The sequence below is a fragment of the Candidatus Cloacimonadota bacterium genome (assembly GCA_021734245.1).
Classification (GTDB): Bacteria; Cloacimonadota; Cloacimonadia; order Cloacimonadales; family TCS61; genus B137-G9.
The window spans coordinates 1-23,342 of record JAIPJH010000049.1 but is presented as its reverse complement, the minus strand read 5'-3'; the positions used below and the strand labels follow the sequence as shown (position 1 = coordinate 23,342).

At 36.1% G+C, this 23,342-nt stretch carries 23 protein-coding genes; 22 read left to right on the top strand and 1 reads right to left on the bottom strand.

Annotated elements, in window-relative coordinates; translation table 11 throughout:
- The first annotated feature begins 318 nt into the window (after positions 1–318).
- From K9N40_08560 to K9N40_08455, 22 genes are all read left to right on the top strand, one after another.
- Positions 319–552, top strand: a complete 234-nt coding sequence (locus K9N40_08560; protein MCF7814517.1) for a hypothetical protein — start codon at positions 319–321, stop codon at positions 550–552.
- A gap of 8 nt (positions 553–560) precedes the next feature.
- Positions 561–1,118 (top strand): hypothetical protein, encoded by a 558-nt coding sequence (locus K9N40_08555; protein ID MCF7814516.1) that lies wholly within the window; start codon positions 561–563, stop codon positions 1,116–1,118.
- A gap of 362 nt (positions 1,119–1,480) precedes the next feature.
- The gene (locus tag K9N40_08550) at positions 1,481–1,882 is read left to right on the top strand and encodes a hypothetical protein (protein MCF7814515.1); all 402 of its coding nucleotides are present in this window, start codon (positions 1,481–1,483) and stop codon (positions 1,880–1,882) included.
- Between the two features lie 56 nt (positions 1,883–1,938).
- The gene (locus K9N40_08545) at positions 1,939–3,036 is read left to right on the top strand and encodes an HD-GYP domain-containing protein (protein ID MCF7814514.1); all 1,098 of its coding nucleotides are present in this window, start codon (positions 1,939–1,941) and stop codon (positions 3,034–3,036) included.
- 11 nt (positions 3,037–3,047) lie between these two features.
- Entirely contained in the window at positions 3,048–5,153 is a 2,106-nt protein-coding gene (locus tag K9N40_08540) for a hypothetical protein (protein MCF7814513.1), read from the top strand.
- A gap of 169 nt (positions 5,154–5,322) precedes the next feature.
- Entirely contained in the window at positions 5,323–5,784 is a 462-nt protein-coding gene (gene nuoE, locus K9N40_08535) for an NADH-quinone oxidoreductase subunit NuoE (protein MCF7814512.1), read from the top strand.
- 9 nt (positions 5,785–5,793) lie between these two features.
- Positions 5,794–7,566: a 4Fe-4S binding protein gene (locus K9N40_08530; protein MCF7814511.1), complete on the top strand. Its 1,773-nt coding sequence runs from the start codon at positions 5,794–5,796 to the stop codon at positions 7,564–7,566.
- A 14-nt stretch (positions 7,567–7,580) separates the two neighbouring features.
- Positions 7,581–11,015 (top strand): FAD-dependent oxidoreductase, encoded by a 3,435-nt coding sequence (locus K9N40_08525; GenBank protein ID MCF7814510.1) that lies wholly within the window; start codon positions 7,581–7,583, stop codon positions 11,013–11,015.
- 188 nt (positions 11,016–11,203) lie between these two features.
- Entirely contained in the window at positions 11,204–11,563 is a 360-nt protein-coding gene (locus K9N40_08520; GenBank protein MCF7814509.1) for an STAS domain-containing protein, read from the top strand.
- A gap of 135 nt (positions 11,564–11,698) precedes the next feature.
- Positions 11,699–12,733 carry a Gfo/Idh/MocA family oxidoreductase gene (locus tag K9N40_08515; protein ID MCF7814508.1) on the top strand — a complete coding sequence of 345 codons (1,035 nt, stop codon included), beginning with the start codon at positions 11,699–11,701 and terminating at the stop codon, positions 12,731–12,733.
- Between the two features lie 28 nt (positions 12,734–12,761).
- Positions 12,762–13,649, top strand: a complete 888-nt coding sequence (locus K9N40_08510) for a polyprenyl synthetase family protein (protein MCF7814507.1) — start codon at positions 12,762–12,764, stop codon at positions 13,647–13,649.
- 8 nt (positions 13,650–13,657) lie between these two features.
- Positions 13,658–14,479, top strand: a complete 822-nt coding sequence (locus tag K9N40_08505) for a geranylgeranylglycerol-phosphate geranylgeranyltransferase (GenBank protein ID MCF7814506.1) — start codon at positions 13,658–13,660, stop codon at positions 14,477–14,479.
- A gap of 1 nt (position 14,480) precedes the next feature.
- Positions 14,481–15,227 (top strand): geranylgeranylglyceryl/heptaprenylglyceryl phosphate synthase, encoded by a 747-nt coding sequence (locus K9N40_08500; GenBank protein MCF7814505.1) that lies wholly within the window; start codon positions 14,481–14,483, stop codon positions 15,225–15,227.
- Entirely contained in the window at positions 15,227–16,000 is a 774-nt protein-coding gene (locus K9N40_08495) for an exopolysaccharide biosynthesis protein (protein ID MCF7814504.1), read from the top strand. The genes K9N40_08500 and K9N40_08495 overlap by 1 nt, the downstream gene beginning before the upstream one ends.
- 8 nt (positions 16,001–16,008) lie before the next feature.
- A complete protein-coding gene (locus K9N40_08490) occupies positions 16,009–16,989 on the top strand; it encodes an NAD(P)-dependent oxidoreductase (protein MCF7814503.1) in 981 nt (326 codons plus the stop codon).
- Positions 16,990–17,835, top strand: coding sequence for a class I SAM-dependent methyltransferase (locus K9N40_08485; protein ID MCF7814502.1), 846 nt, complete (start codon positions 16,990–16,992; stop codon positions 17,833–17,835). It begins immediately after the preceding gene.
- Positions 17,825–18,814 carry a flippase-like domain-containing protein gene (locus tag K9N40_08480; protein MCF7814501.1) on the top strand — a complete coding sequence of 330 codons (990 nt, stop codon included), beginning with the start codon at positions 17,825–17,827 and terminating at the stop codon, positions 18,812–18,814. Before K9N40_08485 ends, K9N40_08480 begins: the two co-directional genes overlap by 11 nt.
- Before the next feature lie 7 nt (positions 18,815–18,821).
- On the top strand, positions 18,822–19,808 hold the full coding sequence (locus K9N40_08475; GenBank protein ID MCF7814500.1) for a MoxR family ATPase: 987 nt from the start codon (positions 18,822–18,824) through the stop codon (positions 19,806–19,808).
- A 135-nt stretch (positions 19,809–19,943) separates the two neighbouring features.
- Positions 19,944–20,399 carry a MarR family transcriptional regulator gene (locus K9N40_08470; protein ID MCF7814499.1) on the top strand — a complete coding sequence of 152 codons (456 nt, stop codon included), beginning with the start codon at positions 19,944–19,946 and terminating at the stop codon, positions 20,397–20,399.
- On the top strand, positions 20,396–20,818 hold the full coding sequence (locus K9N40_08465) for an OsmC family protein (GenBank protein ID MCF7814498.1): 423 nt from the start codon (positions 20,396–20,398) through the stop codon (positions 20,816–20,818). Before K9N40_08470 ends, K9N40_08465 begins: the two co-directional genes overlap by 4 nt.
- Positions 20,818–21,276: a thioredoxin family protein gene (locus tag K9N40_08460; protein ID MCF7814497.1), complete on the top strand. Its 459-nt coding sequence runs from the start codon at positions 20,818–20,820 to the stop codon at positions 21,274–21,276. Before K9N40_08465 ends, K9N40_08460 begins: the two co-directional genes overlap by 1 nt.
- 3 nt (positions 21,277–21,279) lie before the next feature.
- A complete protein-coding gene (locus K9N40_08455) occupies positions 21,280–21,717 on the top strand; it encodes a DUF2147 domain-containing protein (GenBank protein MCF7814496.1) in 438 nt (145 codons plus the stop codon).
- 213 nt (positions 21,718–21,930) lie between these two features.
- Here the strand turns inward: K9N40_08455 and hutI are convergent, their stop codons facing one another.
- Complete coding sequence (gene hutI / locus K9N40_08450; protein MCF7814495.1) at positions 21,931–23,181, bottom strand: imidazolonepropionase; 1,251 nt, start codon at positions 23,179–23,181, stop codon at positions 21,931–21,933.
- Between the last annotated feature and the right edge of the window lie 161 nt (positions 23,182–23,342).

The following is a 23,342-nucleotide window of genomic DNA, read 5'->3' as shown; positions in this document are numbered from 1 at the left end:
ATATAGAGAAGTTTTTCAGAGCTTGTTTTGCCCATTTCGGAGTTATATTTGAGTTTTCTGTTCCAATTTTGTTGAGCGTCAATAAAATTGAAGGTTGTGAAATGGTTAAACTAAAATCGAGTTTTTAGAGGGGACTCAATAATAGAATAAAAATAAAAGTTTGATCGGCAAAAAATGTCTTGCCAAACTGAAGTTCAGATTTTGCTTTTGAATAAAATTATTTTTCTTAAAGAGAGAGAGGGAAAATGAAGAGAGACAGTTTTATATTTCTGTAACCGTTAAATTAACAAAATAAATCCAAAAAATTGGAGTAGAAAATTGAAAAAGAATCTAGTTATTGTATTAGTCATTGCCATCATTTTCAGTGCTGCCAGCATATTCACCATGATCAACAATTCGGATAAGGCTTCTTCATCTACCGGCCTGAAAAGTGTAACCCAGGGAGATTGGCAACCGGAATCGTTTGAAAAACAAGATGATTCATCGGTTGTGTTGAATGATCAATTATGTAAAAATTTTGAGAATGAAAAATCCAAAAAAATTAAAAATTAGGAGGAAAGATGAAAAAAAATGCAATTCTCATTCTTGTAGCCGTATTTGCCGTTTCTATTGTTAGTGTTGTTTGCTCTGTCCAAAATGTAAATTCTAATGCTTTCTACAATTCGGAATGCACTGCCCAAGGTGATCTTCGTCCCGATCCATTTGCAGAGCTGGATGTAAATCCTGATGATGTTTATGAAAACATCTGTAGCGCTCAAGGCGACATTAAACCTGATCCCTGGATCGTTGATGATGATGAAGAGGAAGAAGAAAGTGTTGTTGCCAGCGCTCAAGGCGACATTAAACCTGATCCCTGGATAATTGATGATGATGAAGAGGAAGAAGAAAGTGTTGTTGCCAGCGCTCAAGGCGACATCAAACCTGATCCCTGGATCGTTGATGATGATGAAGAGGAAGAAGAAAGTGTTGTTGCCAGCGCTCAAGGCGACATTAAACCTGATCCCTGGATCGTTGATGATGATGAAGAGGAAGAAGAAAGTGTTGTTGCCAGCGCTCAAGGCGACATCAAACCTGATCCCTGGATCGTTGATGATGAAGATGATCCTATTACTTCCTGATCAAATTATTCTTTGTTGACGATTCGAAGTTAATGATAATGTTTTGATCTGTGGTGAAGAGAGAGGAAAGGGAGTTAATTCTAAAAAAATAATAAATGATTGGAATTTTTAGTGTTTACGGAACCTCAATATTGAGGATTTCAGCTTTGATTGGCTGGGTTCTCTTATTGAAAAAGCAGAATTATAAAAGAGTAAATAAAATTTCAATTCAGAATTTTATTGTTTTTTTAGGAATATTTATAATGTGGAATTTGTCTATGATCTTAATTCGGATATTCAATGGTCGGACAAATTCCGCTTATTTGATTTTTTGGGCAATTGCCAGCATTTTTGAACTTTACTACGTATTAAAAATTTTATTTATGATCTTAAGTGATACAGAAAAACATAAGGATATCTTCTACATTACAATGACCGTTCTGGCAATTCCCAGCACTCTAGCTGCGATCCTTTCTTTTGTTCAGAAAAGTTATAGCCCAATCAATACTACCGATTTCTTCAATATCATTTTACTATTGTTGGGAACTATGATCATACTACGTAAGCTTTTGGCAAGTGACATGTTTATTAATAATATCGAATCATTCTTCATATTTTCCGGTTTCGCTCTTTACTTCTGCCTACATATCTTAGCCAGCAATGTAATATCGCTTGGATTTTTGGAAAATTGGAATTTTGGTCAATATGCCACAACAATTAGTCTAATTTATTGGTTAGGGAGTGTCTTTTTTATATGGAAAATCAGATCCAAACATTCGTCTTAATTTCGTCTATTGTCTTAGGTTTTTTCATTTTGATCACCATATATCTGGTGGTCAAATTGAAATTGAATGATATACTCCTAAAAAAATCTGAAGAAAAACTGAAGAACTTTAATGAAACCTTGCAACTGATGGTGGCAGAAAAAACGCAAGAGCTTCTGGAATCAGAAAAGAAATATAAAACTCTTTACGAATTGCACGAAGAAGTTCTTGAAAAGTCTCCTGCCGGTATTATTCGACTTGATAAAAATATGCGGATAATCTACCTTAATCCAGAAATTATCAAGCAACTTGAAATTCGCAGCAAAAGTATCGAATCGTTAAATGGAGATCTACTAAAAAACATTCCCAAAATTGATTCTTCCGGTTTACTGCAATTAACTGATGAATTAAAAAGTGGCTTGGAAATAGCCACTGAGCTGGAAATACTAAATAACAAAAAAGAAGCTAAACATCTGGAAGTGAAAGGTGTTCCAATTTTTGACAATGGATTGTTTTCCGGTGCAGTTATGCTTTTCAATGATATTACGGAAAGTATAGAAGCAGAAGAAAAAATGAAGCGCAGCTTTGAGATGCTTCAGAAAGCTACTGGAGATATTATTCAAGCCATGTCCAATACCTCAGAAATGCGAGACCCTTATACAGCCGGTCATCAGAAAAGAGTTAAAGAATTAGCAGTTGCGATCGGTCGGGAAATGAAGGTCGATAAAGATAAATTGGAAGGTCTTAAATTTGCTGGCATAATACATGATATTGGTAAAATTTCCGTTCCATCTGATATTCTTTCCAAACCAGGAAAAATCAATATAATGGAATTTGAAGTGATAAAGAATCATAGCCAGGTTGGTTATGATCTTCTTAGCACAATCGAATTCCCTTGGCCAATTTCCACCATTGTTCATCAACATCACGAAAGAATGGATGGTTCAGGATATCCGAATGGTCTGAAAGGTGATGAAATCCTTGTGGAATCTCGCATTCTTGCTGTTGCTGATGTGGTTGAAGCCATGACTTCTCATAGACCTTACAGAGCTGCTTTGGGAACTGAAAAAGCTCTGGAAGAAATTAAAGCTCACACTACCGATTATTACGATCCCGATGTTGTGAAAGCTTGTGTAAGATTATTCGAAGAAGGAAAATTCGAATTTACTGATTAATTTCAGAATTTATGTTAAAAAGAATAAATGTAGTTTTTTGGGGATTATTGTATCTACATTTCAACCTTTTGGTCGGATTGGATGTTCCATACTCTCCAAAACCTGTAAGAAATCAAGATAATCTTTTAAAAGATTTCTATCGTGTTTCACCACCTGATTCTGCAGAAATTGAATTAGAAACCAAAGCTTGGTTGTGGCACGATGATAAAAATCTTTATCTTCATTTTGAATCAGAAATCGACGAGAATTTGGTATATGGACGCTTTGCCGATAAAGATGTAAATCCATATTCCGATTATCTGCGAGTTCAGCTCATAACTGACTTGGATAATTATTTTGCCTATGGTTATTTTGCCTATCCGCTGGGCAGCAAATACGATTTTATCCGGAATACAGAATTAGAATCAGATAAATATTGGAACAGCACCTATTCTTATTCTTCAAAAATTGATGATCATTTATGGAAAGTTACTTTCAAAATTCCTTTTAGCGATTTACGTCATGATGGATCAGCACCTTATAATTGGAAAATAATTTTAACCCGTTACCAGAAAAATTCTCGCCAATCCTACAGCACTCCTTTTGTGCTAACAAAAATGGGTATCGATTATTTCAGGAAAGCTCATTCCATTCACATAAATCGAAACATTCCAAATTCAAGAATGTTCCGAATTAAGCCACACGCTATTTTTACCTATGATATAAAAAATAATGAAGTTAATTTTGATGAAGAAAATGTTGGTTTGGATCTGACTTTTAATCTAAATCCAAGAATGCGCACAAAACTTAGTTTATCACCCGATTTTTCAGATGTTCCCATGGATGCGGTTATCGATTCATATAATTCGAAGTATGCTCCAACTTTTTCGGAAAATCGTTATTTTTTTATCGAAGATTTTAACGTTTTAGGAACAAATAATCAACTATTCTATACCAGGAATATTGTGCAGCCAGTTTATGCTTTGAAGTTCTCCAGCAATTATAAGAATTTGGATTTTGGTTTTCTTTCCGCCAAAGATAAATTAGAAAAAGAAACCTGTTATGATGCCAGTGATGATTCAACTTATACTGTGATTACAAATCCAGATGATTTTTACAATATTTTAGCGTTCAAGCCTGTTTGGGATAAATTCCGCTGCCAGTTTACAATATTGAATAGGGTTAACGATAATTATTCAAATACAGTTTTACACACAAATCCGATATGGGAGGCTGGGAAGAATCAATATTTCTGGGCAGAAGTTAATTTTTCCAATAAACAGATGAATGGTAATTCCGATTACGGTTATCATTTCCAGACTGGTTTCTCTCGTTACTCTCGTCATGAAATGCTGAAATTCTCTATTCAGCAGATGAGTAGTGAATATACTTTGGATATGGGAAAAATATATGAAGATGATTTTTATGGCTGGAATTTTGATTTTGCAAATTTGCACGATTTTGATTCTGATATTTTATCGGATATTGAACACTCTCTTACTCTTTCGGAAGAATATGATAACATAAGTACAAATTTATTGGAACGCTATCTAACTTTAGAATCAGAAATAGCAACTAACTTCAATGCGGATATAGAGTTGGAATTTGTCTATGTAAAAGAAAACATCGAACCTGATTCCAAGAGTGGAAAATTTACAGATAAAACAAGATTTGGTGTGAGGTTGGAATGGGATAAACTAAGCTGGTTCATTCAAAGATTGAGCTTGAACAAAGTCGATTACTATTTTTATAGTTTAGATGATTCCTACCAAGGCGATATTATTCAGTATAATGCTATCGGCACCTTGTTCAGGCACTTTTCATATTCTTTAAATATTGATTACTCAAATTATCCGGATATTCCAGATCTTCCATTTATAGACAGCGAATATGTGATCGGTAATTTTGATTCCACGATAAATTTTTCAAATACGATTTCATTTACTTTGGGGATTAGATATCATAATTATGAGCGATATGATCAAACATTTTATTTCGGATATTATTCCAATTTCAAATGGGAATTAAACAGTAAATTTCATTATTATATGGGATTGAATTCCGAAATGAATGAGATTGAAAACAAAATAGAAAAAAACTACGAAAAATTCTACACAAAAATAACTTATATTTTTTAATTTCAGAAGCTTACAAATAAATAGTTTACTCAATACAATTTTACGTAAATTTTTTGCATTAAATAATGTAATTACCTTATTTATATAATGCAGGAAATTTATTGACATTGAATACTCATGCTCAAAAAAGTACCACGAAAATGAAAATAATATTTGGGAGCTTTTGTTTATGATAAAAAACAAAAAAGAAATTGACCAAGTCATTAACAAATTCGTTGGTAAAAAAGGCTCTCTGATCCCTCTTCTCCAGGAAATCCAGGCAATCGAAAAATATCTTTCGAAAGATGTAATGCGTTATGTTTCCGAGAAGACCGGAGTCAGATTGGCTCAAATTTATGGCGTGGCTACGTTTTACACAATGTTCCGACTAAAACCTCAGGGTAAACATGTTATTCGGGTTTGCAAAGGAACAGCTTGTCATGTTTCAGACGCAAATGGAATATTGAAGGCAATAAATAATTTCCTTAATTTGCCAGACGATCAGGACACAACCAAAGACGGCTTGTTCACAGTTGTAGAAGTTGCTTGTTTAGGTTGTTGTAGTTTGGCACCCGTAATAATGGTAGATGACAATACACATGGTAAACTGCTCCCCGAAAATATTCCTGAAATTTTAAAAAAATTTAAATAGGAGGTAAACTTGAGCTTTACTATTAAAGTTGGATTAGCAAGTTGCGGCCTGGCAGCAGGTGCAGCAGATGTTCAAGTTGCCATAAATGAACATATCAAAAAAAATAAATTGAAGGACATTGAAGTAAAAAAAACTGCTTGTATCGGAATGTGTTTTGCCGAACCAATAATTGAGTTCGTCGATGAAAAAAATAAAAGCATCACTTACGGAAGAGTTACTCCAGAAAATGTCGGAAGTATTATCGATGCTTATGTTGAAGGAAAACCCATTAAAGAAGATGTAGTCGTTTCCAATGTTTTAGAAGCTTCTGAAAATGAAAATTATAATAATCAGGTCAGGATCGTTCTGCGCAATACAGGTATCATCAATCCTGAATCAATCGATGATTATCTGGCTCGAGATGGTTACAAATCTTTGGAAAAAGCGATCAAAGAATTGAGTCCTGAAGACATCATAAAGGAAATGCAGGAATCAGGATTGCGAGGACGCGGCGGCGCTGGATTTCCAACTGGTTTAAAATGGAAATTTGCTTACGATGCAATGGGCAGAAAGAAATATGTAGTTTGCAATGCCGACGAAGGAGATCCTGGTGCTTTTATGGATAGAAGCATCTTGGAAGGCGACCCTCACAGCGTTCTCGAAGGAATGGCGATTTGTGCCTATACAATCGGAGCAAACGAAGGATACATTTATTGTCGAGCTGAGTATCCACTGGCAATAAAACATTTGAATATCGCTATAAAAGCAGCAAAAGAAAGAGGGTTTTTAGGAAAAAATATCCTGGGAACAGATTTCGATTTTATTTTACACATAAAGGAAGGAGCTGGAGCTTTTGTTTGTGGCGAAGAAACAGCTTTAATGGCATCTATCGAAGGTGAACGAGGAATGCCCAGAATTCGCCCACCATTTCCTGCTCAATCCGGTCTTTGGGGAAAACCGACTAACATTAACAACGTGGAAACTTATGCCAATGTAGCCTGGATTATTTTGAACGGAGCGAAAAAGTATTCCCAATATGGAACAGAAAAAAGTGCAGGCACCAAAGTTTTTGCCTTAGCTGGAAAAATCAAGAATAGTGGACTTATCGAAGTGCCAATGGGAATGCCTTTAAAAGATGTTATCTATAAGGTCGGTGGTGGCATGAAAACTGATAAGCCATTTAAAGGAGTACAACTTGGTGGTCCATCTGGTGGTTGCCTTCCCGCTGAACTTTTGGACACAATTGTAGATTACGATTCGATAAACAAAACCGGTGCTATAATGGGTTCCGGTGGAATGGTTGTGATGGATAGCGGAACTTGTATGGTAGATGTAGCAAGATTCTTCCTGAATTTTACCCAGAATGAATCCTGTGGAAAATGTACGTTCTGCCGTGTGGGAACCAAACGAATGCTGGAAATATTAACAAAAATAACTAAGGGAAAAGGTGAACTTGAAGATCTGGACAAATTGGAAACTTTAGCCGAAAATATCATAAAATCTTCACTTTGCGGTTTAGGTCAATCTGCTCCCAATCCTGTTCTCACAACTTTGCGCTATTTCCGAAAAGAATATGAAGCACACATTCTTGATAAGAAATGTCATGCTGGAGTCTGCGACGCTCTTATGAAGTATGAAGTAAATGAAGACAAATGCGTTGGCTGCACAGCTTGTGCACGTAAATGTCCGGTTCAAGCTATTTCGGGAGAAGTAAAAAAACCTCATGTTATAGATCAGGATAAATGTATAAAATGCGGTGTTTGCTATGATGTATGTAAATTCGATGCGATCATTAAATCATAAAGAGGGAAGCTGATATGGTTAACTTAACATTAAATGGAAAAGATATAAAAGCAAAAAAAGGTAAGACTATTCTGGAAGTTGCAACGGAAAATGGAATTAACATTCCAACTCTTTGTCATGATGAAGAATTAAAGCCATTTGGTTCTTGTTGGGTTTGTGCAGTTAAAGTAAAAAACAGGAAAGGCTTTGTTACTTCTTGCGGAACGGAAATTTCCGAAGGTATGGAAATCATCACCGATTCTGAAGAAGTTATCAAAGCCAGAAAAATAGCCCTGGAACTTTTGCTTTCCGATCATTATGCCGATTGCGAAGCTCCGTGTAGAATAGCTTGTCCAAATAATGTGGATATTCAAAGTTATGTTTCCCTCATTGCCAATGGAGAATTTCATGAAGCTGTAAAAGTGATAAAAGAAACGCTTCCCATGCCCCTTTCAATTGGAAGAGTTTGTCCTGCTTTCTGCGAAGAAGAATGCCGTAGAACTATCGTAGATGAACCAATTGCTATTCGGCAATTAAAACGTCATGCAGCAGATTTTGACCTGAACGATGATTGGAGTTACGTTCCACCCAAAGCAAAATCTAATGGAAAAAAGATAGCTATCGTTGGTGGAGGTCCATCTGGCTTAACTTGCGGATATTATCTATCTAACCAAGGTTACAAAGTTACAGTTTACGAATCTGCACCCAAAGCCGGTGGTTGGCTTAGATATGGAATTCCTGAATACAGACTTCCTAAAAAGATTTTAGATCAAGAAATAAAACTGATGTGCAAAAACGGCATGAAGATCAAATATAATATAGAAGTGGGAAAAGATATCAAATTGCAAGATCTCAGTAAAGATCATGATGCTGTTTTCCTGGCAATTGGAGCACAAAATGCTGTTCCGATTCGAGTAAAAGGTAGTCACCTTAAGGGTTGTTTTTTAGGTGTTGATTTTCTGAAGAATGTCGTTTTGGGCAAAAAACCCAAATTAGCCAAAAAGGTAGCTGTGATCGGTGGTGGAAATACAGCTATCGATTGTGCTAGAACTGCTCGCAGATTAGGCTCTGATGTTACACTTATCTATAGAAGAACTCGAAATGAAATGCCGGCAGAAGCTTATGAAGTAGATGCTGCTGAAGAAGAAGGAATCAAGTTCCATTTCCTCACAAATCCGGTCGAATATTTTGGAAGAAGTGGAAAACTGAAATCCATAAATCTGGAAAAAATGAAACTGGGCGAACCAGATCAAAGTGGTAGAAGACGACCACAACCAACAGGAGAGTTTTTTGAAGAAGAATATGGAACTGTGATTGCTGCAATTTCTCAAGTTCCCGAAGTTAACTTCCTATCTGAAGATGAAAATAAAATAGATGGCAAAGAACTCGAATTAACGCGCTGGTCTACCGCCTTGGCAGATGAAGAATCTCAATATACAAATTTGGCAAATATCTTCGCTGGTGGAGATTTCCGTAGAGGTCCAGCCACAGCAATAGAAGCAATTGCCGACGGCAGAAAAGCTGCTGAAGCAATCGATAGATTCCTGCATGGAAAACCAATAATCGATCCAATTAAAAAATTTGATTCCAAAAAAGAAAAGTTACTCAAAGATATCGATACTTCCCTTTTTGAAGATTACGAAAAAATTCCGCGCAGCAAAATGCCTGAACTTGATCCTTCTGATCGAAGTTCAAACTTTAAGGAAGTTGAAACAGGATTTGAAGATGAAGATGCTATTGCTGAAGCAACAAGATGTTTGGAATGTGGTTGCTTCGTAAATGAAACCTGTAAACTGCGAGAATATTCAACTAACTATAACATCGATGCTGACCTCTTTGCTGGAGATAAAAACAAGCATCCTATCGACGACAGTCATCCCTTTATTTTGCGCGATGCAAACAAATGTATAAAATGTGGACGCTGTGTGCGCATTTGTGCTGAAATGCAGGGGCCTGGAGTTTTGGGATATATTTATCGCGGATTTGAAAGCTACGTTGCACCTGAATTCGGTGAAAGCTTGGCTAAAACTACTTGTGAATCCTGTGGAAAATGTATTGAAGTTTGTCCGGTGGGAGCTCTCACTCCAAAAAATATTAATTATAAGATCAATCCACATCTCTGCGATATTACAATTCAGAACTGCGGATTGTGTGGAACTGGCTGCAAAATAAAAGTTTACACCCAAAACGGCAACATTGTTCAGATAACTCCTGCTGATGATGGCTTTAACGGAAGAAATCTCTGTTTTGATGGAAAATTTGGCTGGCAGATATTTGAACAACCTCAGCGCATAAACAGCGCTTTCCAAAGAGATGAAGATGAATGGAATCCTGTAGAAATGGATGATGTGATCGAAAAAATAATGGATAAACTTGAAACTTCCAAAACAAAAAAGATCTATGTTTCTCCTACTTCTACTTTGGAAGAAATCATGATCATGCAGCAGATCGCGAACAATATCGGAGCAGAAATTTGTACTCTTACTTACCAGAAAAGTTTTATCGAAAAAATCGGTGAGACAAAGCTGATTAACTGTAAATATGAAGACATAGAAGATGCCGATACAATAGTTTTGGTCGGTAAAGTTAGTCATACACTCAAAATGCTTGCTCGTAAGCAGCAACGTCTGGGTAAAAGATTAATTATAATTTCTGATGATAATTCCGACTTTAATAAATTTGCAGATGAGCATCTGAATGATTATCCTGTGCAGGAAACTCTTGATAAAATTCTGGATTATTATTACGAAGAAGATGATTTTGAAAATGAAGAAGATGTGGACGAACAAGATAATCTGGAAGTTAAAACTATTGATCAGATCAAGCTTGAACTTCCCGAAAAAACTATCTTCATTTACAGTAGAAATAATGTGAATGAATTGGCAATTTGGCGAACCTGGGCTTTAGCTGCCATGGTTTGTGATTTCCAAAAAGGATCTGGTGTTCTACCAACTTCTCATCTTAATAATTTTAGAGGATTGATGAAATTGGGAATTCCTGCCGGAACACCTGAAAATTCTGACTTTGTGCTTTTATATGGTGAACTTCCCTGCGAAGAACAAAAGAAACTGATGAAAAACAGCAAATTCATTGTTTCGATAAATACTCATGCAGATGCAGCTGATCCATCTCATTACTTGATTCCAAAACCATCTTATCTGGAAATGGAAGGCACTTCAATAGCAAATGACGGCAAAGTAAGCGAATTCAATAATCCAAAAGGATCACAAATGTTTGAAGAACTTCTTTCCAGATTCTGTGAAGCTGGCCTGCTGGAAGCAAAATACACTAAACTAGAATATTGGAAGAAAAAAGCTCTGACTTTTGCCAAAAAGAAACTGGATCATAAAGACATGAACAATCAAGAATTGTATGATTATCTTGATTCAATTGAAAAAGTTAATTTTGATCCTACAAAACAAGCAAGTGTGCAAAGAAAGCTGATCACAAAGCTCAAAAAAATGAGTTAATTAATATATTGGGGAGTGTATTGTGCACTCCCAATTCTTTTGAATAGGACTCACATTTATCTTGGATTAGTTAATAATTATTTGACAAAAAACTATGCTTTCCTTTTTTCTTATTAAAATTTAAATAATGTGAAATAGATCTTGAAAAATAGATATTTTTATAGTAAAATTTATTATGGGAGAGATTAATGGATTTTAATTTTAAGCTTCAAGACGAAATTGGAATAGTTAAGATCATCGGAAGATTAATTGCTTCCAATGCAAAAGAATTCAAAGACAATTTTCCAGAATTTCTGGAACAGGCAAGATACATAGTTTTAGATCTCTCTGAAATGGAATATATTGATAGTTTAGGACTTGGTTCCATCATCAGTTTTTACAAAGCAATTACAGAAGCCGACGGAGATCTTTGCATTGCAAATTTGCAATCCAAACCAAAAACTCTCTTTCAGATCACAAAGGTTCATCTTATCTTTAATGTTTTTGATGAACTGGACGAAGCAGTTGAAAGCATGAAGAAAAAGAAAGAGATCACAAACGGAAATTAGATTTCATAGTTTTAAATATTTTTTTGATTTTATTTTTCTATATAAATTATTTATATAAAGTTATTAATTATTGACACCGAAATTACTATTTATTATTTGGATGAATTCATAATTTATTTATGATAAAGGAATTGAATGAAAAATTTGAAATTTGGATTAGTTGGATGCGGCAGGATTTCTTCCAAACATTTTGAAGCAATCCAGCAAATCGATAAAGCCGAAATAGTAGCATGTGCAGATATCATTGAAGAAAGAGCTCAAAATGCTGCCGAAAAATTTAATATCCACTCATTTTACACCGATTATTCGGAGATGTTGGAAAATGAAAAGCTTGATGCGATCCTGATTTGTACACCCAGCGGAATGCACCCCAAAATGGGCATTGAAGCCGCCAGAAGAAAGATCAATGTGATCACAGAAAAACCAATGGCTATCGATCTGAAATCTGCAGATGCGCTGGTGCAAGCTTGCGATGAAAATAAAGTAGAACTTTTTGTTGTAAAACAAAATCGCTTAAATCCGGCAATCCAAGTACTTAAAAAAGCTGTTGATAAAGGTAGATTTGGAAGAATTTTCAGTGCAAATGCAACTGTGCGTTGGACTCGCCCTCAAGCTTATTACGATATGGCAAAATGGCGCGGAACCTGGGAATTCGACGGTGGAGCTTTCATGAATCAGGCTTCTCATTATTTCGATCTCATTCAATGGCTGATGGGTCCGGTTGAATCTGTTATGGCTTTTACTGCAACTCTGAATCACAACATCGAAGCAGAAGATATGGGATCGGGAATTATTCATTTTCGCAGTGGCGGGATAGGAACTGTAGAAGTTACAATGAATATTTTCCCAAAAAATTATGAAGGTTCTATCACGTTGATGGGAGAAAATGGAACTGTAAAAATCGGTGGAGTTGCTGTAAACAAAGTAGAAAACTGGCAATTCAAAGATTATGACGATGACGACAAAATAATTGAAACAGCCAATACAAATCCAACTAATATTTATGGATTCGGGCATCTTGGTTATTTGCAAAACGTGGTTGACGTTCTGCATGGAAAAGATACTCCAAATACTGATGGCAGAAGTGGAAGAAAATCATTGGAGCTGATCCTGGCAATGTACGAATCAGCTAAAACAGGAAAGAAAATTGCATTACCACTTTCTGTATAAAAATGAAATTGAGAAAATAAGAGGTTAAATGTTAATTCAAGAATATTTTAAGACAAGATCCGATCTTTTGGAAAAAGCTCTGAAAGAATATTTAACACCTGCGGATGCTTATCCCAAAGAATTACACGAAGCCATGAGATATAGCGTATTCAGTGGTGGAAAAAGACTGCGTCCAGTTCTATTTTTTGGAACTTATGAAATGCTTATTGGAAGAAAAAACATTAATCGTCTGGAAAGACTTTTACCAGCAGCTTGTGCACTTGAATTCGTTCATACAGCTTCTCTTATCCATGATGATCTGCCAAGTGTGGACAATTCTCCAGAACGTAGAGGTTTGCCGAGTTGTCATGTTAAATTTGGAGATGCAACTGCAATTCTGGCAGGAGATGCTCTCATTACAAAAGCTATTGAAGTTCTAACTGAACTCAAAAATAAGAAGATCGCGCTACAGTGTATTCAAGTTATCACAAAAGCAATGTCTACGCGCGGCATGATCGGTGGACAAGCCGTGGATATTTTATCGGCCAAGAAGAAGATCAATGTAAATACACTTCGATATATTCATTTAAAGAAAACTGGAGCACTTTTACAAGCTGCAGTAGAACTTGCCTGCATTATTCATGGAGCAGAAGAGAATGTGTCTATAACGCTGGGAAATTTTGCAATAAATATTGGTTTAGCATATCAGATCGTTGATGATATTTTGGATGAAGTGGGAAGTTTTGAAGTTCTGGGAAAAGAACCTGGAGAAGATTCCAGAAATTTCAAAGCAACTTATCCTGCTCTTATCGGATTGGAAAAATCAAAAAAAACTGCCCAAAAAATGCTAAGAGATTCTTACAATCTTATAAAAAATATGAAAAATAATGACATTCTGGTAGAATACGTTAACATGATAAAGGATCGTTTACCTTAGGAATTTTGATGCCGTTTATAAAGATAATTCGACCATTTAACTGCCTGTTTGTAGCTTTCACAGTGTTATTTGGAGCTCTTATTTCCAATAATGTGATTGAACTATCTCCAATAATTTTCGCTGTGCTTTCTGCATCATTTATCGCAGCTGCTGGTTATGTTATAAACGATTTTTTCGACCTTCCCATCGACAAAGTAAATAAACCAAATCGCATACTTCCATCTGGAAAGATCTCACCCAAAACTGCCTATCTGTTTGCTGTTACACTTTTCTTTGTGGGAATTATGCTTTCTTACCTTACTACAAATTTCTTCTGTGTTGGGTTAGCAATTATAAACAGTATTGCACTTTTTTTGTATGCCCGATATTTCAAATTGAGTTTTCTGATGGGAAATCTACTGGTAGCTTATGCAGCTGCCAGCACATTTATCTACGGTGGATTGGCAGCTAATAATCTTGGGAATAGTCTGATTATTGCAATTTTCGCATTTCTTTACACTTTTCTCAGGGAAATCGTAAAAGATGCCGAAGACATCGAAGGAGATGCTGAATTTGGTGCCAGAACACTGGCAATTAAAGTGGGAAGAAAAGGAATTGCCTGGCTCTCTGTAATTCCAATTTTAGCTATAATTTTTGTATCATTCTATTTTTTCAAGAATGAACTTATTTCGAATAGAAGCTTCCTGCTTCTTCAAATATTTGTTTCGATACCTTTAATTCTTAAACTGGTAATTATGATCAAACAAAATACCAGAAAAGTATTTTCAATTCTTTCACAGACAATGAAAATAAACATGGTAATGTTAATGATAATTTTATGGATTGGATAAAATGAAAACTTATAATAAATTGATTTCGATGAGCAAGGAACGGGCGAATTATTTCTGTTTGCTCGATCCTGATAAAATGACAGAAGAACAAGCAATAGAAATTTCCAGAACTTGCCAGGAAAATGGAGCTGACGGACTTCTTGTAGGCGGCAGCATTATGGTGAATAATAATTTTGAAAGCAACCTGAAAACAATAAAAGAAACGGTTGATATTCCTGTCCTAATCTTCCCGGGTATCTTCAATTTTGTATCGCCATTTGCCGATGCTTTATTGCTTCTCAGTGTGGTCACCAGTCGCAATCCACAGATGCTTATCGGTGAGCAGGTGCGAGCTGCACCACTTATCAAACATCACAATCTGGAAGCTATTGGAACTGCCTACATGCTGATTGAATCGGGAAATAGCACTTCTGTTCATTTTATGAGCGGAAGCATGCCTCTTCCCCGAACTAAAAATGATATTGCTGTTGCCCATGCTCTGGCAGCTTACTATCTTGGCATGAAATTGATCTACATGGATGCCGGTAGCGGAGCAAAATTTCCAATTACTAGCCAGATGATCTCAGCTGTAAAAGAGAATGTTCCACTTCCAATGATTCTGGGTGGCGGAATTCAGAATCCAGATGAAGCTGCAGAAAAAGCGGCAGCTGGTGCAGATTTCATTGTAACTGGAAATATATTGGAAAAGAATACTGATCCGAAACTGATAAAAGAATTTGCCGATGCAATTCATAGAATAAAAAGATAATGATAGATATTCATACTCACATTTTACATTCCATAGATGATGGATCGCAAGATATTGAAACTTCGATCACACATTTGAAACTTATGCAAGAATACGGTGTAAAAGCTGTTTTTGTAACACCACATTTTATGCTGCAATATTACGATTTTGATCAGCAGTTAGTTTTGGATAAAATTGCTGAATTGCAGAAAGCGGCAGAAAAAGAAAATATCAACATAAAAATTATACCCGGTCGTGAGATCTATCTCGATTCTTCTCTATTTGAAAAATTGAAATCGGGCAAAATGAATATGGGAAATTCTAATTATATTTTAGTAGAAACCAACATGACAAATTTCCCGGCTGATCTTAATCAGCATCTTTATGATCTTGTTAGATCAGGTTTAAAACCGATCATGGCTCATCCCGAACGATACACAAATATCATCAATGATCCGGATTCTGCAGAAGACCTTCTGCATAAGAATGTTCTGCTACAAATAAATGCCGGCAGCCTAATTGGAATTTATGGCAAAAACGTTCAGAAAGCAGCCTGGTTCCTCGTCGATAACGGTTTAGCACATTTTGTGGCTTCAGATAATCATTGCAAAGAATTGGATTATACTTTACCAGCTGCTGTGGAAATGCTAAAACAAAAAATTGATGAACATACTGCTGAGCTTCTTACCGAGATCAATCCTCGGAAGATAATTGATAACGAGCCGATTACATATTTTTATTTGGAAAAAGTGGTAACCAAAAAGAAAGGTTTCTTTTCCAAGTTATTTAGCTAAATAAACACATGAGTAAAAAAATCTTGATCACCGGAATTTCCGGTTTTATTGGAAGACATGTTGCTCGATTATTAGCAACCAAAAAAGGTCTTGAAATTCATGCAATTATTCGTCCGGGCACATTGCAAAATCGCATCGGTGAATTTGATGGACAGTTTATTTTTCATCAAATCGACCTGACTGACATCGATGAACTTAAAAAATATCTGCAAAATAATTCATTCGACATTATCTATCATATCGGAGCTCTGCGTGGTGGACGCAAATTCAGTAAGAAAGCTTTTTTTGATGCCAATGTAAATGCCACAGAACAACTTGCGATAACTGCTCAAAGAAATGACTCACTCTTTATTTTCTGTTCTTCGGTGGGAGTTTTTGGAGCAATTCCGCTTCAGCTTCCTGCCAATAATAAAACGAAACGCCAGGAAGATAATTATTATCATTACACAAAAATTCGTAGTGAATTGATCATTCAGAAAATGGTACTTTATGGTTTGAGAGCTGTCATTATTCGTCCTGCAATTACCTATGGAATTGGAGATTATGGCTTCCCTTATACACTCATAAAACTTGTAGATAAGAAATTGATGTTCCTGCCGAAAAATGAAGTTATCATTCACTTGAGCAGTGCAGAATATCTAGCAGAGATTTTCTTGAAACTCCTGGATTTCGAACCAAAAAGCGGATCTGCCTATAATGTTGCTGATTTGGAACCGGTGAATCTGCAGGAACTTGTAGATTTTATTAGTAAGGAATTGAAAAATAAATCTTATCCTGCCAGCAGAAATATTAATCCAAAATATTTTAGATGGGCAGAAAATCTGGCGCGAAAATTCAAAAGTGAACTTTGGATCTCACGTTTTGAACTTATCTCCAAAAGCTGGTATTATGATATTGAAAACACTCGAAATGAACTTGCTATAAAACCACCAAAAACTATTCCAAACTTCAAAAACATTATTAACTGGTACAAAAGCGAAGGAAAGTAAATGGCTATTCCTATCCTAAAAAGCTGGCAAAATTATTTTGAAAATCCTGATGAAGGACTCGGTTCCTCTTATGAACGCATAATTCTGAATCGCAAACTCGATCAGATTTGCCTGACTTTTGGTGTGCAGAAAGTATTGGAAGCTCCCAGTTTTGGTTTTACAGGACTTTCCGGCATCAACAGCATGAATTTGACAAAACAAGGCAAAAAAGTAAGTATCGTAGATAATGATAAAAACAGATTGGAAAAGATAAAGAAAGTTTGGAATGATGCAGATTTAGATATTCATGCACAGTTTTCAAAAGATTTTTCAAAATTACCGTTTTCTGATAAATCATTTGATCTCAGCTGGAATTTCTCTGCTCTCTGGTTTGCAAAAGATCTGGATCTTTTCCTACAAGAGATGATTCGAACAACCAGAAAAGTTATCATGCTTTGCGTTCCAAATAGAGCTGGTATTGGCTATCTTTCCCAGAAATTCTTAGGAAAAGACGATCTCAAAAAACACCTGAAAGAAGACTTCATAATTCCACGAAATTTCAAAAGGATCATGATCAAAAACAATTGGGATCTGCTTGATTCCGGATATATTGATTGTCCTCCCTGGCCAGATATTGGAATGCCAAAAGAAAAGTTCCTCAAAATTTTTGGTTTGAGTTGGTTGATCAAAAGTGAAACTGATCCAAAGCCTCTTACTATAATGGATTATTACAATGATATCGATCCTGATTTTGCTGATAAGATGATGCAGCATTCCTGGTTTGAAAGAAGTGCTCCAAACTTCATCAAAAGATTTTGGGCACATCATCGTTACTTTATTTTCGTACCAACCAAAGATGAAAAATAAATTCAACTGGCTCGGTGGAATTTTATTGGGAATAATCTTCCTGATTGCCTGGCTGCGCATTGTAAACTGGCAGGAATTCTTATCTTATTTTCATAAATTCGATTTAAAATATGTACTGTTTTTTTCTGGATTTTATGTACTTGCCTATATTTTTCGCAGTCTTCGCTGGCGCATAATTTTGATGCCAATTTACAAGATGAAGATTCTGGAAAGTTTCTTTCTGTTCATGAGTGGAATGCTGGTAAACTACTTGATTCCGGTACGAGCTGGTGAATTTGTAAAATCCATAATTCTGAAGAAAAAACACAATGTTCGCATCTCTGCCAGTTTGCCATCTGTTTTCATCGATAAAATCACTGATCTATTTCCAATTATTCTCATCATGATACTCATTCCATTGATAGCTGTAGAATTAAACACGACTCTTAAAATTGTAATATTGGTTTTATTTGTTATATTTTTAGCTTTTATAGCTTTTTTATTTTTCGCTGTAAATCATCGGCCAAAAGCGATCAAAATTTTACATTTTATCTTGAAAATCATTCCCAAAAATTTTAGAGAAAAATTTGAAGATTTCTTCGAAAATTTCGTGGATGGTATGGCCATCATGAAAGGAAGAAAACTAGATTATATAAAAATTTATTTTATCACACTTCTGGCTGTATTTTCCGAGGCAATTTACATCTTTGCTGTTTTCAAGGCTTTTGGTGCCCAGATCAGCTATCCGCAAATTCTATTTGGTTACACGCTTATGAATCTCACCTATATTCTGCCAACTCCTCCTGCACAGATCGGTTCGAATCAATTTATGTGGGTACTTATTTTTGGATTTGCCCTAAGTGTGGATAAAAACCTGACAAGTGCGGCAGTTACATTCTCTCATCTTCTTACTTCCATTTGGATTTTTGGTTTGGGAGCAATTTCTTTGCTTGCCTTAAATGTATCTCCCAAAGAACTTGTCATCAGAAAAAAAGCATGAGGTTGTTATGTCTGAAAAGAATATAAAAATATTAGAAAGTCTGACAGAAACAAAACAGAAGATTGAATCTGAAATTGGCAAAGTGATCGTTGGTCAAAATAAGATCATCGAGCAATTTTTAATTGCACTTTTTTCCGGTGGGCACTGTCTATTGGAAGGTGTTCCCGGGTTAGCAAAAACACTTCTAATTTCATCGATGGCAAAAGTGATGAATATGAAATTCAGTCGAATTCAGTTTACGCCGGATCTGATGCCTTCCGATATAACTGGAACCGACATCCTGACCGAAGATAAAGCTGACGGAAAAAGATATTTTGAGTACATTAAAGGACCGATTTTTTCCAATATTATTTTGGCAGATGAGATCAATAGAACTCCTCCAAAAACGCAGTCAGCTCTGCTGCAGGCGATGCAGGAATATCAGGTTACAGCAGGAAATTCAACTTACGATCTGGAAAAACCATTCCTCGTTCTTGCTACACAAAATCCTATCGAACAGGAAGGAACCTATCCACTCCCGGAAGCTCAACTTGATAGATTTATGTTTTATATGAATATAGATTATCCGTCCTATGAAGAAGAAAAAGCAATCGTAAAACTGGATTCAAATAAAGCTCAAGCTGAAATCAATTCCGTTATTTCTTCCGAAGAAATCGTTACGATCCAAAAAGCAATAATCGATGTACCTGTAAGCGATCATGTGCTTGATTTTGCAGTAAAAATCGTGCGTGCTTCACGACCAAACCAAGAGGATTCATTGGATTTCATCAAGAAATGGGTAAGTTGGGGAGCAGGTCCAAGAGCCAGTCAATACCTGGTTTACGCAGCCAGAACACGTGCTGCTTTGCAAGGAAGACTGACTCCATCCATCGATGATATAAAACAAATTGCAGAAATTGTTCTTCAACACAGAATCATCGTTACATTCGCTGCTGAAGCGGAAGGAATCACTTCCAAAGAGATTATTCAGAAACTAATAAGAAATTTTCAATAAAAAATACTTGCCTTGACAAAAATTTAAACTATTCTTTTTTAAAGTTTGATAGCGTGAAAATTTATTGAGATACATGAATTGTTTACAGGAAACTATTTTCATGTTTTCATAAAATTTTAAAAAGGAGTAGAAAAAATGAAAACACTAATTGATAAGTACGCAGATGTGAGCAAAGAATTATATAAGCTTTGCTCGAAAAAAGAGATGATCCGCCGCAAATGCTTGAATTTAGGTAGAATGGAATGCGATCTTCTAAACTACCTGAACACAGTAGATGAGCCGGTTTGTATGAACGACTTGTCTGTGGAGATGAAAGTTTCTCACAGCCGTATCACCAGAATTATTGATACACTTGTCCGTAAAAAACTTGTTCGCAGATTTCCCAGCAAAAGAGATCGCAGAAGCTGGCTGGCAGAGATCACAGAAAAAGGTAAGAAAACCAATAAGCAGACAATTCTCGATTTTATGAACATCCAGAAAGACCTGATCAACAAATTACCGGAAGACAAAGTTGAAGAGATTTATGAATACATCCAGATGTACATGCAAGCCTATCATGCAGCTTTGCAGGAAAAAGAATCAGAATTATGAGCATAACAAAACTTAAGTGGTTGGGCGATATGGCATTCGATGCTGAATTGAACAACCACCATTTCACAATCGATGCAGATCTTTCAGTTGGAGGGAAGGATCAGGGTCCTCGACCGAAAGGTCTGCTTTTATCAGGGCTGGCAGGATGTACAGGCATGGATGTTGTTTCGATTCTAAAAAAGATGAAGGTTACAAATTATAAGCTGGAGTTGGATGTAGATGCAGATTCTACCTCAGAACATCCAAAAATTTACAGCAAAATTTATCTAAGTTATAAATTTGAAGGAAATGATCTTCCGATAGACAAGATCAAACGAGCCGTCGAACTTTCTGAGACCAGATATTGCGGAGTTTCTGCAATGTTAAGAAAATCTGCCGAAATTGAGACGAAAATTTTAATTAATGGAGAAGAAATATAATGAAATATTTTTTAATATCGATAATGATGATATCAACCTTACTTTCTGCAATCCCGGAAAGCGAAGTTGATGCTGAAGGAATAACCTGGCTTACAAATTTGGAAGAAGCTGAACAACTGGCAGCAGAAAAGGATGTGCCAGTTTTTATCCACTTCACTGGTTCAGACTGGTGTGGATGGTGCATAAAATTGAAAGATGAAGTTTATTCAAAACAAATTTTCCAGGATTATGCGGCTGATAACCTGATAATGGTAAAAATCGATTTTCCCAAATATACCACGCTTCCCGAAGATACTAAAAACTACAACAATGCTCTCGCTCAGAAATATGGTGTGAAAGGTTTTCCAACAGTTGTCATCACAGATGTTGAAGGCAAAGAATTGGCAAGAACCGGTTATCAATATGGTGGAGCGGCAAAATACATCGATCACATAAAAGAACTATTGGGACAGGAATAAGTAATGAAAAAATTATATTTTATCTTCTTATTGATTTTTTCCATCAGCTTATTTGCGGATAATATGTCTCCACTGGGAAAATGGAAAACTATCGATGATGAGACCGGTGAAGAAAAATCGATTATTAAGGTTTGGGAAGATGATGGCGAGATCTTTGGAACGATCGAATCGTTATTCTTGGAGCCAGACGAAGATCCTAACCCACTTTGTGATGAATGTAAAGGCAACCTTTTTAACAAACCAATCATTGGTATGACCATTTTGAACAACCTGGAAAAAGATGGTAATGAATGGAAGGGTGGAACGATTTTAGACCCAAATAATGGTAAAACTTATAAATGTAAGATCGAAGTTGTGGAAAATGGGAAAAAACTGAAAGTAAGAGGATTTATCGGAGTTTCTCTTCTGGGCAGAACGCAATATTGGCATCGTGTGGAATAATTAATAAAATTACAAAAAATATTCTGATCTTTTAACTTTGAATATTCTGATTATCATTATCTGAATATCTTCTGGTTGCCAGACACTAAACACATTCTGGTTCCCAAACTCTCAAAAGAATTCTGGTTCCCAAACTCTCAAAAGAATTCTGGTTCCCAAACTCTCAAAAGAATTCTGGTTCCCAAACTCCGGTTTGGGAACCTTTTTTCATATCTAACCACTCCAGATCACCTCACCTTTTTTGATCACCATTTCTACATTGTTTGATCCAAAATGATATGGCAGGAACTGATAGTTCGGCATGTCCATGATCAGAATATCAGCCTGTTTTCCAGGTTCCAAACTGCCGATTTTATCTCCCATTTCCAAGGCATGAGCAGCATTTATCGTGGAAGCTGTGATCGCTTCTGCCGGCGTCATTCTCATTTGCAGACAAGCCAATGTGATAACAATTTGCATGCTGTCGCAATTGCAGCTGCCAGGATTGTAATCGGTTGCCAAAGCTACTGCAACTCCAGATTCTATCATATCACGCGCCCTGGCATAAGATTTCATTCCCAAACTGAAAATGGTTCCGGGTAGTAAAGTTGCAATCACTCCTGCTTTCGCCATCGCTTTTATACCTGCATCGGATGCAGCTCCCAGATGATCTGCAGAAACAGCACCAACTTCTGCAGCCAGTTCTGCTCCTCCGATCGGTTCAATCTCATCGGCATGCATGCGCAATTTGAATCCTGACTTCCTGGCATGATTCAGAATATCTCGTGATTGCTCAATATTGTAAACATGATCTTCAGTAAAAATATCACAATATTCTGCCAAACCGCTTTCGGCAACAATCGGCATCATCTCCTCTTTCAATATTCGTATGTATTCCTCTCTGTTATCTTTGTATTCCGGTGGAAATTCATGAGCTCCCATAAAAGTGGGGACAATGTCGATTGGTAATTCCTGATTCAATCTTTTTATTACTCGCAGCATTTTCATTTCACTTTCTGTGGAAAGTCCATAACCACTTTTTGCTTCCAAAGTTGTTGTTCCATTGGAAATTATCTTCTCTATTCTTTTTTGGGAAAGTTCAAAAAGTTCATCTTCGCTGGCCTTGCGAACTCCGGCAATACTGCTGCGAATTCCTCCACCACTTTTAGAGATCTCGACGTAAGATTTTCCCTGTATTCTCATTTCGAATTCATTCTCTCGAGTAGCATAAAAAACAGGATGTGAATGTGGATCTACAAAGCCAGGCATTACAACATTATTGCTGGCAAGTATCAATCTTTCAGTCTCATATTTTCTGCAAATTTCGTCACTTTTTCCCACTTCCAATATCAAGCCATCTTTAACAGCAATAGCTCCATTTTCCAGAATTCCAAGATTTTCCATTTCCTTACCAATTCTTGGACGATCATCACCTTTTAACGTTAATATCTGTTTGGCATTTTTAATTAATAAATCTACTTTCATATTTACCTCTCTATGATTAGATTGGTTCTGTAACACAAAACCTTCTTTTTTTTACGTTAACTAATTATTTTCTATACAAATATACCATAGTGGGAAAATCTCCCCCAAAAAATTAGAGTCCAGGCCAATTCCTGAGAGAGATAATCCCATGAAAATTATTG

Coding starts and splice junctions, on each gene's coding strand:
- nuoE (MCF7814512.1), top strand. CDS start 5,323: ATGATAAAAAACAAAAAAGAAATTGACCAAGTCATTAACAAATTCGTT.
- K9N40_08525 (MCF7814510.1), top strand. CDS start 7,581: ATGGTTAACTTAACATTAAATGGAAAAGATATAAAAGCAAAAAAAGGT.
- K9N40_08555 (MCF7814516.1), top strand. CDS start 561: ATGAAAAAAAATGCAATTCTCATTCTTGTAGCCGTATTTGCCGTTTCT.
- hutI (MCF7814495.1), bottom strand. CDS start 23,181: ATGAAAGTAGATTTATTAATTAAAAATGCCAAACAGATATTAACGTTA.
- K9N40_08515 (MCF7814508.1), top strand. CDS start 11,699: ATGAAAAATTTGAAATTTGGATTAGTTGGATGCGGCAGGATTTCTTCC.
- K9N40_08550 (MCF7814515.1), top strand. CDS start 1,481: ATGATCTTAAGTGATACAGAAAAACATAAGGATATCTTCTACATTACA.
- K9N40_08465 (MCF7814498.1), top strand. CDS start 20,396: ATGAGCATAACAAAACTTAAGTGGTTGGGCGATATGGCATTCGATGCT.
- K9N40_08520 (MCF7814509.1), top strand. CDS start 11,204: ATGGATTTTAATTTTAAGCTTCAAGACGAAATTGGAATAGTTAAGATC.
- K9N40_08490 (MCF7814503.1), top strand. CDS start 16,009: ATGAGTAAAAAAATCTTGATCACCGGAATTTCCGGTTTTATTGGAAGA.
- K9N40_08510 (MCF7814507.1), top strand. CDS start 12,762: ATGTTAATTCAAGAATATTTTAAGACAAGATCCGATCTTTTGGAAAAA.
- K9N40_08495 (MCF7814504.1), top strand. CDS start 15,227: ATGATAGATATTCATACTCACATTTTACATTCCATAGATGATGGATCG.
- K9N40_08480 (MCF7814501.1), top strand. CDS start 17,825: ATGAAAAATAAATTCAACTGGCTCGGTGGAATTTTATTGGGAATAATC.
- K9N40_08540 (MCF7814513.1), top strand. CDS start 3,048: ATGTTAAAAAGAATAAATGTAGTTTTTTGGGGATTATTGTATCTACAT.
- K9N40_08505 (MCF7814506.1), top strand. CDS start 13,658: ATGCCGTTTATAAAGATAATTCGACCATTTAACTGCCTGTTTGTAGCT.
- K9N40_08485 (MCF7814502.1), top strand. CDS start 16,990: ATGGCTATTCCTATCCTAAAAAGCTGGCAAAATTATTTTGAAAATCCT.
- K9N40_08470 (MCF7814499.1), top strand. CDS start 19,944: ATGAAAACACTAATTGATAAGTACGCAGATGTGAGCAAAGAATTATAT.
- K9N40_08460 (MCF7814497.1), top strand. CDS start 20,818: ATGAAATATTTTTTAATATCGATAATGATGATATCAACCTTACTTTCT.
- K9N40_08455 (MCF7814496.1), top strand. CDS start 21,280: ATGAAAAAATTATATTTTATCTTCTTATTGATTTTTTCCATCAGCTTA.
- K9N40_08475 (MCF7814500.1), top strand. CDS start 18,822: ATGTCTGAAAAGAATATAAAAATATTAGAAAGTCTGACAGAAACAAAA.
- K9N40_08500 (MCF7814505.1), top strand. CDS start 14,481: ATGAAAACTTATAATAAATTGATTTCGATGAGCAAGGAACGGGCGAAT.